Annotated in this window: 11 protein-coding genes and 2 pseudogenes; 10 read left to right on the top strand and 3 right to left on the bottom strand. The window is 72.7% G+C overall.

The genetic code is table 11. The features are described from left to right. Positions 1 to 9: 9 nt before the first annotated feature. The 7 genes and pseudogenes from ACWEVP_RS02800 to ACWEVP_RS02770 all read left to right on the top strand — a co-directional run bounded on the left by ACWEVP_RS02800 (position 10) and on the right by ACWEVP_RS02770 (position 7,180). A complete protein-coding gene (locus ACWEVP_RS02800) occupies positions 10 to 1,110 on the top strand; it encodes a zinc-dependent alcohol dehydrogenase (RefSeq protein WP_452060912.1) in 1,101 nt (366 codons plus the stop codon). A 178-nt stretch (positions 1,111 to 1,288) separates the two neighbouring features. Beyond that, on the top strand, positions 1,289 to 2,506 hold the full coding sequence (locus ACWEVP_RS02795; protein ID WP_452060911.1) for an ABC transporter substrate-binding protein: 1,218 nt from the start codon (positions 1,289 to 1,291) through the stop codon (positions 2,504 to 2,506). Positions 2,507 to 2,521: 15 nt separating this feature from the next. Continuing rightward, entirely contained in the window at positions 2,522 to 3,409 is an 888-nt protein-coding gene (locus ACWEVP_RS02790; RefSeq protein WP_452060910.1) for a branched-chain amino acid ABC transporter permease, read from the top strand. Next, positions 3,406 to 5,109, top strand: a complete 1,704-nt coding sequence (locus ACWEVP_RS02785; RefSeq protein ID WP_452060909.1) for a branched-chain amino acid ABC transporter ATP-binding protein/permease — start codon at positions 3,406 to 3,408, stop codon at positions 5,107 to 5,109. The genes ACWEVP_RS02790 and ACWEVP_RS02785 overlap by 4 nt, the downstream gene beginning before the upstream one ends. A gap of 5 nt (positions 5,110 to 5,114) precedes the next feature. Beyond that, positions 5,115 to 5,822, top strand: coding sequence for an ABC transporter ATP-binding protein (locus tag ACWEVP_RS02780; RefSeq protein ID WP_452060908.1), 708 nt, complete (start codon positions 5,115 to 5,117; stop codon positions 5,820 to 5,822). Next, positions 5,822 to 6,552 (top strand): annotated as a pseudogene (locus ACWEVP_RS02775) (SDR family NAD(P)-dependent oxidoreductase). The gene ACWEVP_RS02780 and the pseudogene ACWEVP_RS02775 overlap by 1 nt, the downstream one beginning before the upstream one ends. After that, complete coding sequence (locus ACWEVP_RS02770) at positions 6,539 to 7,180, top strand: cysteine hydrolase family protein (RefSeq protein ID WP_452060907.1); 642 nt, start codon at positions 6,539 to 6,541, stop codon at positions 7,178 to 7,180. The pseudogene ACWEVP_RS02775 and the gene ACWEVP_RS02770 overlap by 14 nt, the downstream one beginning before the upstream one ends. A 79-nt stretch (positions 7,181 to 7,259) precedes the next feature. On the opposite strand, the gene ACWEVP_RS02765 is transcribed toward ACWEVP_RS02770, so the two are convergent. Together ACWEVP_RS02765 and ACWEVP_RS02760 are read right to left on the bottom strand one after the other, a co-directional pair. Beyond that, positions 7,260 to 8,183: an alpha/beta fold hydrolase gene (locus ACWEVP_RS02765; RefSeq protein ID WP_452060906.1), complete on the bottom strand. Its 924-nt coding sequence runs from the start codon at positions 8,181 to 8,183 to the stop codon at positions 7,260 to 7,262. Then, a complete protein-coding gene (locus ACWEVP_RS02760) occupies positions 8,180 to 9,001 on the bottom strand; it encodes an SDR family oxidoreductase (RefSeq protein ID WP_452060905.1) in 822 nt (273 codons plus the stop codon). The genes ACWEVP_RS02765 and ACWEVP_RS02760 overlap by 4 nt, the downstream gene beginning before the upstream one ends. 130 nt (positions 9,002 to 9,131) lie before the next feature. On the opposite strand from ACWEVP_RS02760, the gene ACWEVP_RS02755 reads away from it, so the two are divergent. Then, positions 9,132 to 10,082, top strand: coding sequence for a TIGR03619 family F420-dependent LLM class oxidoreductase (locus ACWEVP_RS02755; RefSeq protein ID WP_452060904.1), 951 nt, complete (start codon positions 9,132 to 9,134; stop codon positions 10,080 to 10,082). Beyond that, positions 10,022 to 10,603: pseudogene (locus tag ACWEVP_RS02750) on the top strand (flavin reductase family protein); the annotation flags it as partial. The gene ACWEVP_RS02755 and the pseudogene ACWEVP_RS02750, both read left to right, overlap by 61 nt. 59 nt (positions 10,604 to 10,662) lie before the next feature. On the opposite strand, the gene ACWEVP_RS02745 reads toward ACWEVP_RS02750, so the two are convergent. Then, positions 10,663 to 11,991: an MFS transporter gene (locus tag ACWEVP_RS02745; RefSeq protein ID WP_452060903.1), complete on the bottom strand. Its 1,329-nt coding sequence runs from the start codon at positions 11,989 to 11,991 to the stop codon at positions 10,663 to 10,665. A gap of 263 nt (positions 11,992 to 12,254) precedes the next feature. On the opposite strand from ACWEVP_RS02745, the gene ACWEVP_RS02740 reads away from it, so the two are divergent. Beyond that, positions 12,255 to 13,181: an SDR family NAD(P)-dependent oxidoreductase gene (locus ACWEVP_RS02740; protein ID WP_452060902.1), complete on the top strand. Its 927-nt coding sequence runs from the start codon at positions 12,255 to 12,257 to the stop codon at positions 13,179 to 13,181. Positions 13,182 to 13,212: the final 31 nt, after the last annotated feature.

The raw sequence follows: 13,212 nt of genomic DNA, 5'->3' as shown, positions 1-13,212 counted from the left end.
GGAGGTCCGATGCGTGCACGGGCGATGGTCCAGCTGGGACCGGGTGTGCTGGCGGAGCAGGAGTTCGAGGTCCCCGTCATCGGGGACGGCGAGGCGCTGCTGAAGATCGAGGCCACCGGGATCTGCGGGAGCGACAAGACGCAGCTCGACGGCGGCCTGGCGAAGAGCGGCTGGTCCGCCTACCCGGTGATCCCCGGGCACGAGCCGGTCGGCCGCGTCATCGAGATCGGCGCCGAAGCCCGGCGGCTCTGGGGTGTCGAGGAGGGACAGCTCGTCGCGGTCGAATCCGTGGTGCCGTGCCAGGTGTGCGACCGCTGCACCGGCGGGCTGGTGAAGTTCTGCCGCAACCGCTTCTCCTACGGCTTCACGCCGACGACGTTCGGCAGCGGGCTGTGGGGCGGCTTCGCCGAATACCTCGTGCTGCGGCCGAACACCCGGGTACACCCGGTGCCCGAAGGCATCCCGGCCGAGGTGGCGACGCTGTTCAACCCGCTCGGTGCCGGGTTCGACTGGACGGTGCGGCGCGGCGGCACCGTCGCCGGCGACGCCGTGGTCGTCCTCGGCTGCGGGCAGCGCGGGCTGGCCTGCGCGGTCGCCGCGCGGGCCGCGGGCGCGGATCGCGTCGTCGTCACCGGTCTCGCCCGGGACCGGCACAAGCTCGAGATCGCGGCCAAGCTCGGCGTCGACGCGACTGTCGAAGTGGACAACCTCCCCGACGGCTGCCCCGACGTCGTCACCGCGGTGCGCGCGGCGCTCGGCGGGGACGCCGACCGCGTGGTGGACACGACGCCGCACGCGGTGTCGGCGATCGGCGACGCGATCGCGCTCGTGCGGCCCGGGGGAGTGGTGGTGGTCGCCGGGCTGAAGGGCGGCGCCGATCTGTCCGGAGTGGACGCCGACGCGATGGTGCTCAAGGCGATCGACATCCGGGGCGTGGTGAGCGTGGAGCCGTGGGGTTACCGCCAGGCGCTGCGGCTGCTCGGCTCGGGCCGGTTGCCGGTCGAGCTGCTGCACTCCCACACCGTGCCGCTGGCGCAGGTGCGCGAGGGGATCGACCTGCTCAGCAGGTCCGACGCCGTGCACGTATCGGTGGTCCCCGAAGCGAGCTAGACGGGCACACTCCGCTGGAGCGGCGGGCGTGGTTCCACGTCCGCCGCTTCCGCATGCCCTTTTTCCCTCCAGGAAACGCAAGTACTGATCAACAACTGTCCATTGTGCACATCTCTTGTGTGCCGAAGCTATTGCTCCTATAGTTATCAGGAATGTCATCCGGCCCAAAGGAGGGACCGTGCAACTCGGCTACGGAAGCGGGGGACGCAAGGGGCGGATGGCCGCCGTGCTGTCGCTCTCGCTCGGCATCGTTCTCGGCGCCACGGCGTGCAGCGGGGGAGTCGGCGGGGACGCCGGCGGCGACTCGATCAAGGTGGGCGCCGTCTTCGCCCTCAGCGGCGTGTACGGCGCGATCGGCGGCGAAATGCTCGACGGCGTCCGGTTCGCCGTCGACGAAACGAACGCCGCGGGCGGGATCGGCGGCAAGAAGCTCGACCTGGAGGTCAAGGACTACCGGTCCGACCAGAGCCTGCTCCCCGGGCTCGCCAACGAGCTGCTGCAGGACGGCGTCGTGGCTGTGCTCGGGCCGGAGACGAGTACCTCCTCGGTCGTGCTGGACCCGACGATGGCCTCGGCCAAGGTCCCGATGGTCACCGCGGCCGGGCTCAACCCCAAGGGCGCCTACAGCTTCAGCGTGCAGCCGCTCAGCGGCTACTTCGACCTCGCGGCCGAGTTCGCGAAGAGCCGTGGTGCCAAGGCGTTGTGCGACCTCGGCGTCAGCGGGGCCTCCTTCGAATCGCTGCAGAACGTCCTGGAACCCGCGGCCGCGAAGGCCGGGCTGCCGATGGGCACGCGCATCCCGTTCGACGCGGCCGCGAGCTCGCTCACCCCGCAGGTGACGCAGCTGAAGAGCGACGGCTGCACGGCGGTCTTCGCCGGCGGCACCGGCCCGTCGGTGCTGGTGGTCGCCCGTGCGATGGTCGACCTCGGGATGACCGACGCGATCCTGATGTCCCAGCCCACCAACGCCACCGCCGCGACGCTGAACCAGCTCGGCGCGGCGGCGCCGTTCACCAGCTTCGGCCTCCCCAAGGTGATGGTGGCCGACCTGCTCCCGGCGGGCGACCCGGCCGAACCGGCGATCCGGCCGTTCGCCGACGCCTGGAAGAAGGCCGGGAAGCCGCCGCTGACGACGAACAACGCGATCGGTTACTCGAGCGTCCGGGTCGTCTCACAGGCCATCAAGGACGGTGGTCCGACTTCCGAGGCGATCTACGCGGACCTCAAGTCCGGCAAGGACTTCCCGACGCCGATGCTGACCTACAACTTCAGTGCGGCGCGCAACGGCACCCTGCCCGACCGCGGGGACGGCTGGTTCACCTTCGCGCGGTGGAAGCCCGACGCCAAGGCGTGGGAGCTCACCTTCACCGGCGCCGCACCGGCCACCGGCCGCTGAGCGGGGAGAACGCCGGTGCGGGAACTCCAATCGCTCTTCAACGGAATCGGGCTGGGGGCGTTGTACGCCCTGGTCGGCCTCGCGGCCGCGTTCGTCCTGCGGGTCACGAAGATCATGAACTTCGCGGTCGGCGGGATCGTGGTCCTGGCCGGGCTGACCGCGGCTTCGCTGGCGGGGGTGCCCCCGCTGCCGCGGCTGCTCCTGCTCCTCGTGGCCGGAGCGCCGGCCGGCGCGCTCGTGCACCTCGTCTCGACGCGGTGGCTCGCGAGCCGTCCCGGCCACGGGCAGGAACACGACCTCGGCGGGGTGCTCGTGACGGTCGCGCTGGCGACCGCCCTGCAGGGGCTGGGTTACCTGCTGTTCGGGTCGGACCTGCGGTTCGCCACCCCGGTGGTGCCGGCACGCACGCTGGCCCTCGGCGGCGGGATCACGGTCACGACCGGCACCCTGCTGCTGGTCGCGGCGGTCGTGCTCGGCGGGCTCGGCAGCTGGGTGGTGCTGGAACGCTCGCGGCTGGGCCGGGCGCTGCGTGCGGTGTCCGACGACCCGGTCACCGCCCGGCTGTCGGGCGTGCGCGTCCCGACGATGGCGTTCCTCGCCTACGCGCTGCTGGGCGTGTTGTGCTTCTTCGTCGGCGACATCTCCGCCGAGGTCGTGGGGGTCACGCCCGACAACGTCTTCCACATCATCGTCGGCGCCCTGTTCGGGCTGGTGATCGGCGGCGGCGAGCGCATCGCCGGGCCGATCGTCGGCGGCCTGGTCATCGGGATCGCCGAAGCGGTCGTGAACGCGCGAGGCGGGCAGTTCACCGCCACCGTCGTCCAATTGGGACTGGTGCTGGTGGTCCTCCTGGCGAAACCCCGGGGCCTGTTCCCGGACCGGACGAGCAGGGTGGTCGGATGAACGAGCGGTTCCTGCGGCGGGCGATCCAGTCGGTCGACGTCGCGCTCTACCTCTACGGCCTGTTCGGCGGCAGCTACGCGTTCCAGGCGACGCTGACCACCGTGTCGTTCACCGCGGCACTGGCGGTGGCCTACTCCCTGGTGCTCGGCTACCTCGACGTCTTCAACTTTTCCCAGCACGCCGTGATCGGGATATCGGCGTACGGCTTCGCGATCACGGCCGCGGCCACCGGCTCGGTGTGGTGGGCGGTGCTGGTCTCGGCGGCCTGCGCGGTCGCGCTGCTCGTCGCGGTGGCGGGCCTGAGCGCGCGGTTGACCGGATTCCAGCTCGGCCTGGTCACCATCTCGGCGGGCGCGGTGTTCCTGACCGCGCTCACCACGTTCACCGACCTCACCGGCGGCTCGTCCGGAATCACGGACTTCCCGCGCTGGGTGGACTTCTCGGCCCGCGAGACGGGACCCGTGCTCGCGCTCGGCGTCGCCGTGCTGGTCGGCGTCGGGCTCGTCGTGCGGCTGTTCATGTCCGGGCGGGTCGGCCGCCTCGGCGTGGCGATCGGCGACGACGTGTTCCTGGCCCGGGTGGTCGGGACCAACGTCGTCGGCGTCCGGATCGGCGTCGCCGTGGTGAGCGGGCTGCTCACCGCCGTCGCCACGGTCTTGTGGGCGCAGGAGCAGAAGGTCGTGGTGCCGACGACCTACGGGCTGCCGCTGCTGATCCAGATCTTCCTCGTGCTGATGGTCGGCGGACGGCGCAGCATCTGGGGCCCGGTCGCGGCGAGCGTCGTCGTGGTCGGCGTGCCGGGCTGGATCGGCGGCCTGGACGGCAATGTCCTGACGATCGTGTTCGCGTTGCTGGTGATCCTCGTGGTCGTGCGCCGCCCGACGGGACTGTTCCCGGAGGCGCTGCGCGACCGCCGCAGGCGGTGGCTCGTGCGCCGCTCGCCGGCGGGTGCTCTCCAGGAGCGGCCGGAGATCGTCGCCCTCGCCGCGGACGGCGTCCGGAAGTCGTTCGGCTCGGTGGTGGCGCTCGACGGCGTCTCGATCGGCTTCGAGCCGGGGCAGATCACCGCGATCATCGGCTCCAACGGGTCCGGCAAGACGACGTTGCTCAACTGCCTCAACGGGATCTGGCCGCCGGAGGCCGGGCGGATCGGCCTGCGCTGGTCCGACGGCGCCGAGCGGGACGTCCGCTGGGGCCGGGTGCACCGGCTCGCCCGGCACGGTCTCGGCCGCAGCTTCCAGGTGCCGCGGCTGGCGGCGGGCCTGAGCGTGCGCGACAACGTCGGGCTGGCCTGTGACGGCTGGGGCCGGCGCGCCGACCCCGAACGGCTGGAAGCGGTGCTGGAGCGGTGGGCGCTGACGGCGTGGCTCGACCGCCCGGTCGCGGTGCTGCCGCACGGGGTGCGCCGGTGGGTGGAGCTGGCGCGGCTGGAGCTCGGCGGCTGCCGCGTGCTGCTGCTCGACGAACCGGCCGCCGGGCTCACCGACGAGGAAGTCGAATTCCTGGTCGAGGCCCTGCGGCGCTGGCGGGCGGACGGGTGCGCCGTCGTGCTCGTCGAGCACGACCACGACCTGGTGGAGCGGATCGCCGACCGCACCGTGGTGATGGTGGGCGGCCGGATCGTCGGGGTCGGCGACCTCGCCGAGCTGCGCGCCCGCGGCGACCTGCACGACGTCATCGGATCCGGGACGAGGAGCTGACCGCGATGCTGCGACGAAGGTTCACGAGTGCTCCGGTGCGCTCCCTCGTCCTCGAGGACGCGGACATCGGGTACGGGCAGATGGTCGTGCTGCGCGGGGCCGGCTTCACGGTCGGGGCCGGCGAGTGCGCCGGCGTGCTCGGGCCCAACGGCGCGGGCAAGACGACCCTGCTGAGCTGCCTGGCCGGGGTGCTGGGCCCGGGCCGGGGTTCGGTCACCGGGCTGACCGGCGACGGCGAGCGCGTCGACCTGACGCGGTCGGGACCCGAAGCCCGCCGGTTCGCGGGGATCTCGTTCGTTCCCGAAGGCCGCCGCGTCTTCCCCCGGCTGACCGTGGCGGAAACGCTGAGGTTCGCCCACGAAGCCCTGCGCCGGCCCCGGGCGGCCGCCGACGAGGCGATCGAGGAGGTCTACACCCGGTTTCCCGGCCTCGCCGCGCGACGGCACGTCGCCGCGGGCATGCTCAGCGGCGGCGAGCAGCAGATGCTGTCGCTGGCGCGGGCGATGGCGGGGGATCCCACGGTGCTCCTGGTGGACGAGCCGTTCATGGGGCTGGCGCCCAAGGTGGTCGACGAGCTGATCGGCTGCTTCCGCGAGCTGCGCGCCACCGGCGTGACGCTCGTCGTCGCCGACGAAAGCGCCACCACGATCGACCAGCTCGACCCGGAACGCACCCTGGACGTGCGCGACCTGCCCGTCCCGGTGGGTGGCTGATGCCGGGGGCCGGCGGCGGCCCGGTCGTCGTCACCGGGGCCGCGGGCGGGATCGGCCTGGCCTACGCCCGGGCGTTCGCGGCCCAGGGCCGTCCGGTGGCGGTGTTCGACCGCGCCGAGCGGGTCCTCGACGTCGCTTCCGAGGGGATGCTCGGCGTGGTCGCCGACGTCGCCGACGAGGACTCGGTCGACGCGGCGTTCACCCGCGTCGAGCGCGAGTTCGGCGCGCCCACAGTGCTGGTCAACAACGCGGCGCTGTTCGCGGAGCTGCCCTTCACCGGGTGGCGGGACATCGACGTGACGACCTGGGACCGGGTGCTGGCGGTGAACCTGCGCGGACCTTTCTTGTGCGCGCGCCGGCCCTGCCCGGGATGACGGGCTTCGGCCGGATCATCTCCATCAGCTCGACGACAGCGCACGTCGGCGGCCACCAGCGGCTCCACTACGCCGCGTCGAAGGCGGGCGTCATCGGGTTCACCCGCGCGCTCGCCCGCGAGGTCGGGGCGGACGGGGTGACGGTGAACGCGGTCGCCCCCGGCAGTACCCAGTCCGAAGGGGTGCTCGAGCGCTATCCGCGTGAGGTGCTCGACAGTGCGATCGCGGCGCGGGCGATTCCCCGCGCGGCGGTGCCCGCCGACCTCGTCGGAGCCGTGTTGTTCCTGGCGTCCGAGGCGGCGTCGTTCATCACCGGGCAGACGATCGTCGTGGACGGCGGCCATGTCTTCCTCTGAAAGCGTCGAAGCGGCGACGGCCCGCTTGCTCGCGGGCTTGGGCTCCGGCCGCCGGCACGGACCGGGCCGCCGACCGGCAGTGGTCGTCGTCGACCTGCAGCGCCATTTCATCGACGCGGACCCGGGGATTTCCGGCGCCGTGGCGGCCACCGCCGGGCTGCTCGACCACGCGCGCCGGGCGGCGGTCCCGGTCTACCTCGTGCGCATCGGCTTCGACGACCTCGCGGACGCCGACCCGGCCTGGGCGGCGCGGTTCGACCTGAGCCCGTTGCTGCGCGGGGCGCCGGGGACCGCGTTCGACCTCAGGATCGGGCCGCGCGACGGAGACGTCGTGGTGGACAAGCGTCACGCTTCCGCTTTCGCCGGAACGGATCTGGCGGCGCGACTGTCCGAAAAGGACGTCGATACGGTGCTGCTGTGCGGTCTCACCACGAGCGGATGCGTGCGCGCGACCGCGGTCGACGCGGCGTCGCTGGGACTGCGGGTGGAGATCGTGCTGCCCTGCGTGGCGGATCCGCGGCCGCTGTCGGGCCCGGTGGCATTGGCGGACCTGGCGGACCGGTACGCGGACGTGATCAGCCTCGACGAAGCCGTGCGGCTGCTGGCCGGCGGATCCGAAGGTCGATGACGACCTTGCTCCGCACCCGGTGCGGCAGGAGCTGAGTGGTCATCTTGCGTTGCCGGCTGCCCGTCAGTGCCGCTTCCTGCTACGCCGTCGAGGCCTTCTCCAGCCAGTCCATCATGATTCCGGCTATCTCCGTGCTGTTGTCCTCCAGCATCATCATGTGGCCGTTGCCGGTGATGCCCCGGTCGCCCAGCCAGCAGTGCTCTGCTCTCGCGCCCGCCTTGTTCAGCCACTCCACCACCGCGCCGTCCAGTTCCCGGGGGTGGTCGATGTCTTCCGTGCCCGTCAGCACCAGGATGCGTCTGCCCTCCAGCGCGGACTCGTCCTCGATGTGGAGCTGGGCGCCGCCGATGTTCGTGCGCTCGAACACTATCCGGCCGCTGATGCCCTGCAGGGAGCGGAAATACGCGTCCAGCGTCTCCCTGGGGAAGCGGGTGCTCGACCCCACCAGTTTCGCGCGGTGGAACGCCGGGGGGAACGTCAACGTCCGGTCGAGGTCCAGCACCGTCTCGCCGGACGGCATCGCGACCACCTTGCGGCTGCCCTCGTCGCGCAGCAGGTGGCCCAGTTCGGCTCCCAGGTTGCCGGGTGGCGCCGGTGCCACCCCGATCACCGCCGCCACCGCGTCCGGATGCCGCTCGGCCAGTTTCCAGCCGAAGGCGCCGCCGATCGAATGCGTCAGCACGACCGCCCGGCCGCCTACCTCCTCGATGACCGCCGCCAGGCCGTCCACGATGGTCTGTCCGCTCAGGTCGCCCGGTGGGACGTGGCCGCTGCGGCCGACGCCCGGCCAGTCCGCCAGGACCACCGTGTGGCCGCGGCCGAGGAAGTCGTCGGCCCATCCCGGGCGGCCGTCCGGGGTCACGTGGTAGCACGCGCCCGAATGCACGCCGCCCGTCACCATCAGGACCGGCGGGTGGCCGTTCGGCTCCAGGGGTTCGAACACCTCGTAGTAGGTCGACGGGGCGTCGGTGAAGCCGCACCGGTGGCGGCACGGAGTGGTCATCGGGCACCCGCCGTGCGCGCTTCCTGCGCCCGCACCGCCGTCACGCCGCCGTCGACGAGGAGGTCGGTGCCGGTCACGAAACCGGCTTCGGAGCCCAGCAGGAAGGCCGCCGCCGCGGCGACGTCGGCGGGCGTGCCGATCCGCCGGGCCGCCGAGGCCGCCACCGCCGCGCGCATGCGGTCGCCGCCCGGTCCGCTGAACTCCTGGTGCCCCATGGGGGTCGCGACCATGCCCGGGCTGATCGAGTTGAGCCGGGCGCCCCGCTCGCCCCACCGCGGCGCGGCGGCCTGCACCCGCAGGTGGTTGCCGCGCTTGGCCAGCCAGTAGGCGGTGCGCGGCGACCCCGCGGCTTCCCGGACGCACGGCAGGTCCAGCAGGTGTTCGACCGGCGTCACGGCCAGCTGCAGTTCCTGTTCGGGCGGAAGGGCGGCCAGGCGGTGCCCGGCCATGCTCGCGATGACGACGCCGGCACCGCCGGGGGCGACGACCGCGCCGAACTCCTCGATGGCGTACGCGACGCCCAGCAGGTCGACCCGCAGGATCCGGTCGGCGGGCGCCTGGGCGGGGGACACCCCGGCCGTGTGGGCGATGCGGGTGACCGCGCCGAGGCCGGCGGCGGTGCTTGCCAGCGCGGCGACCGACGCACGGCCGGCGACGTCCACGGCCTGCGTCACCACCCGGTGGCCTTCGTCGCGCAGCTCCGCAGCCGCCTGGTCCAGCCGTGCTTCGTCGTGGTCGCCGAGGACCAGCGTGGTCCCGGCGCCGAGCCGCCGGGCGATCGCCAGGCCCATGCCGCCGACCCCGACCACCACCGTCACGCTCGAGTCCACACTCGTCCCCCGTTCCGCCGGGCCGCGCCACTGGACAGTGACCGAGCAAAAGGTTAATCATAGGAGCAACCAGTGGTCAACCGGTGCTGCCGCGGTACACCGGGGAAGAGGAGCGAAGATGCCCGCGTTCGGTCTTTTCCCGCCGATCCTGTACCCGATCAGCCTGCGGGACTGGGAAGCGGACGCCACACCGGACGACCTCCTCGGCATCGCGCGGCGGGCCGACGAGCTCGGCTACGCCTTCATCGCGTGCGGGGACCACGGCGCGCTGGCCGTCGACGAGCTGCGCAGCTACGGGCGCGCCCGGTTCTACGACCCCGTCGCCACCCTCGGGTTCCTCGCCGCGGCGACCCGGCGGATCGGCCTGGTCACCCTCGTCTACCAGGCCCACCTGCGCAGCCCGCTGATCGCCGCCAAGGAGCTCGCGACGCTCGACCACCTCTCCGGCGGCCGGCTCATCGCCGGGTTCGGCGTCGGCAGCCGCCGGCACGAAGCCGACGCCGCGGGGGTCGAGTTCGAGCGCCGGGGCGCCATCGTCGACGACCACATCAAGGCGATGGAAGCCCTGTGGGGCAACGAGGTCGCCAGCTACGACGGCGAGTTCGCCCGGTTCGACGACCTGATCTGCGAACCGCGGCCGAAGCAGCTCCCGCGCCCGCCGATCTGGATCGGCGGGAACCGGCTGGTCGGCCTGCGCCGCGCGCTCCGGCTCGGTGACGGCTGGGCGCCGTTCGGCGCCGACCGGGACGCGATCGCGAACGTGCTCGGCCGGGTCCGGGGCACGCCCGAGTGGGAATCGCGGCCCGGGGACTTCCGGATCGTCGCGCCGTTGGCGCCCCTGGGCGGGCGGGCGCCGCGTGGAGAACCGGCGCCGCCCTTCGAAACGCCGTCCGACGCCGCCGCCGAGCGCACGGCCGCGCTTGTCGGGGACTGGCTCGAGCTCGGCGCGACGGACTTCATCGTCGACCTGCCCGCGCCGTCCGCGGCGGAGTTCCACGAGGCGCTGGCGTGGTTCGCCGAAGTCGCGGCGCCCCGGGCGAAGCTGTCGGTCACCATGGACGTCACCTGAATCCAGGCTCAACGACGATCCGAGTATCCCTCCCCGAGGCGCCCGCGGTGGCGCCCTCACCAAGTCGAGTCCGGGCGGATCGTCCCGACGTGGCCGCAGCAGCTCGCCATCGCCAAGGCGGCCGACGCCGCCGGGTGGGAGTTCCTGCTCCCGCTGGCGCGGTGGCAGGGCGTCGGGGGCGACAGCGACCCGAGCCGCTCGTCGCGGCGAAGCAGGCCGCGACGAGCGTTGGCCGAGTTGGGCGGCGCACCCGCCGGCGAAGGCGACGGCGCTCGGTGTCCCTCGACCCGCTGCTGGTCGGCTTCTGCCCGGCGCGCACCAGCACGACGTTCCCGAAGATCCGCAGCGCGCCCGCGTTCGCCGTGAACCTGCTTTCCCACGACCAGGCGTGGATCTGCCGGCGGCTGGCGGCCCGCGCCGTCCGGGCCCCGGTGATCGAGGGGGCGCTCGCGTGGCTCGACTGCACCTTCGCCGACGTCCACGAGGCGGGTGACCACTACGTCGTGCTCGGCGCGGTGGCCGCGCTTCGGGGGACTGAAGGACCCGGCTGGGGTGGACGCCACCCCAGCCGGGTCCGTCGTCACCGGGCCGGGATTTCCCCCGCCACCGGGGCCGGGACGGCAGCCGGTGCCGCGGCGTCGGCGAGCGACTTCCCGACCGACTCGCGGCCGAGCAGCACGGCCGGTGCCGCGATCACGCACAGCCCGGCGATGACCACGACCACCCAGGCCAGGCCGCCGCCGGTGGTCAGGAGCGTCGCGCTCACCACCGGGGTCAGCCCGCCGACGATCGCGGCGAGCTGGTAGGAGAGCGAGACGCCCGTCGAGCGCAGCTTCGTCGGGAACAGCTCGCTCAGCAACGACGCGATGGTGCCCTGCGCGGCCGGGGTGATGAAGCTGAACAGCACGATGAACGCGACGAACAGCAACGCCGTCGAATGGCTGCGCATCGCCAGCAGGAACGGGTAGGTGGCGACCGCGACGCCCAGCACCGAGGCGACATAGACCGGTCGGCGGCCGAGCCGGTCGGAAACCGCGCCGTACCACGGGATCGTGAACGTCGACAGGATCCAGCTGGCGCTGAGCGCGAGGAGCACGGTCGTGCGGGAAAGCCCGGCCGCCACGGCGAAGCTCACCGCGAAGCTGCCGAAGAAGGCCGCGGACATCGTCGGCGGGATGCTCGCGAGGATCCCGCGGACCAGCGGGCCGAGGTGGCGCGCCAGGCCGAGCTTCTGCCCGCGCGTCCGCTTGGCTTCGACGAACAGGGGGCTTTCGCTGATCCGCAGCCGCAGGTAGATCCCGAGCGCGATGAGGAGGAAGCTGAGCAGGAACGGGATCCGCCACGCCCAGCCGAACAGGACGGGCTCCGGCAGGCCGGCGACGACCGCCATCACGAGCGTGGCGATGACCGCGCCGAGCGAGAGGCCGCCCTGTCCGATGCCCGTGTACAGCCCTCGGCGGCGCGGCTCGACGTGCTCGGCGATCATCAGCACGCCGCCACCCCATTCGCCGCCGTGCGCGAGGCCCTGCACCATGCGCAGGAGCACCAGCAGGACGGGCGCGAGCGGACCGATCTGCGCCTGCGTCGGCAGCAGCCCGATGACGCCGGTGCCGCCGCCGGCCAGGCACACCGTGGTGACCAGCACCCACCGGCGTCCGAAGCGGTCTCCCAGGTAGCCGAAGACGAATCCGCCGAGCGGCCGGACCAGGTACCCCGTGGCGAAGGTCGCGAACGACGCGATGGTGGCCACCGCGGGACTGAGCTGGGCGAAGAACAGCGGGCCGAAGATCAGTGCCGCGGCGGAGCTGTAGAGGACGAAGTCGTAGGTCTCGATGGCGGTGCCGAGGCAGCTCGAGGCGACGACGCGGCGGACTTCACGCCGTACGGTGCGCGGGTCGGCGGCGCTCACCGGGCTTGCCTCGCCGCCGCGGAAGTCGTTGGCCGGACGGAAGTTGACCGGACACAGTCGAGCATCGTTGCTCCTTTGTGGATGGTGAGAGGCGAAGAACCGGACCAATTGCTCCTACTATTAGCCTCGATTTGGAGCGGGTCAAGCATCTCTTCGGGTCGCCCCATCCGGGCTGCCCGGAAAGGCGGCACGCCGGTCTCGGCTTGACACCCGCACCAATGCTCCTATCATTAACCTGATAGTGGCTTCTTGGAGGAGGAATGATGGCTGGACAGGGCCCGCTCGAGGGCCGGGTGGCGATCGTGACCGGCGCCGGCCGGGGGATCGGCCGGGGCGAGGCCCTCGCGCTCGCGGCGGCCGGCGCCAGGGTCGTGGTCAACGACCTCGGCGTGGACCCGGACGGAGCGGGCGCTGCCGCCGGGCCGGCCGACGAGGTGGTGGAAACCATCCGGGCGAACGGCGGTGAAGCCGTGGCCAGCTACGAGTCGGTCGCCGACTGGGACGGCGCGGCCCGCGTCGTGGCCACGGCGGTCGAGGTGTTCGGCCGGCTCGACGTGCTGGTCAACAACGCGGCCGTGGTGCGCCAGCACAAGATCGAGGACGCCACCGAGGAGGACTTCGACGTGATGGTCGACGTCAACCTCAAGGGCACCTTCGCGATGTGCCGGCACGCGATCCCGGTGCTCCGGCGTCAGGGTGGCGGGCGGATCGTCAACACCACGTCGAACCAGTGGGCCGCGCCGCTGGGCAACGCGGAGTACGCGTTGTCCAAGGGCGGGGTGACCAGCCTGACCTACGCGCTGGCCTGGGAGCTGCAGAAGGACGGCATCACGGTGAACGCCGTCGCCCCGTTCGCGCTGACGCGGATGACGGCCGACCAGGCGCAGCGGGACGCGGCGCGGATCGCCGAAGGCGTGATGAGCGAGCGCCGCGCCCGGGCCAAGGAACCGCGGGCCGACGCGGCGCTGGTCGCCCCGATCGTCGTCTACCTCGCGAGCGACCGGGCCGCGGACGTCACCGGCCGGGTGTTCCGGGCCGGCGGCGGCAAGATCGGGATGTACAGCCACCCCGTCGAGACGCGCACGATCTTCCGGGACGAGCACGCCGGGCCGTGGCCGCAGGAGGAGCTCGCCGAGCTGCTGCCGCGCACCGTCCTGGCCACGGACACCAAAGCGCCGCACATCGTCTGAGCCGCCCCCTGGACACACGCGCGGGACCCTT

The sequence above is a fragment of the Amycolatopsis sp. NPDC003865 genome (assembly GCF_053605345.1).
This window is presented reverse-complemented; position numbering and strand designations above follow the sequence as displayed.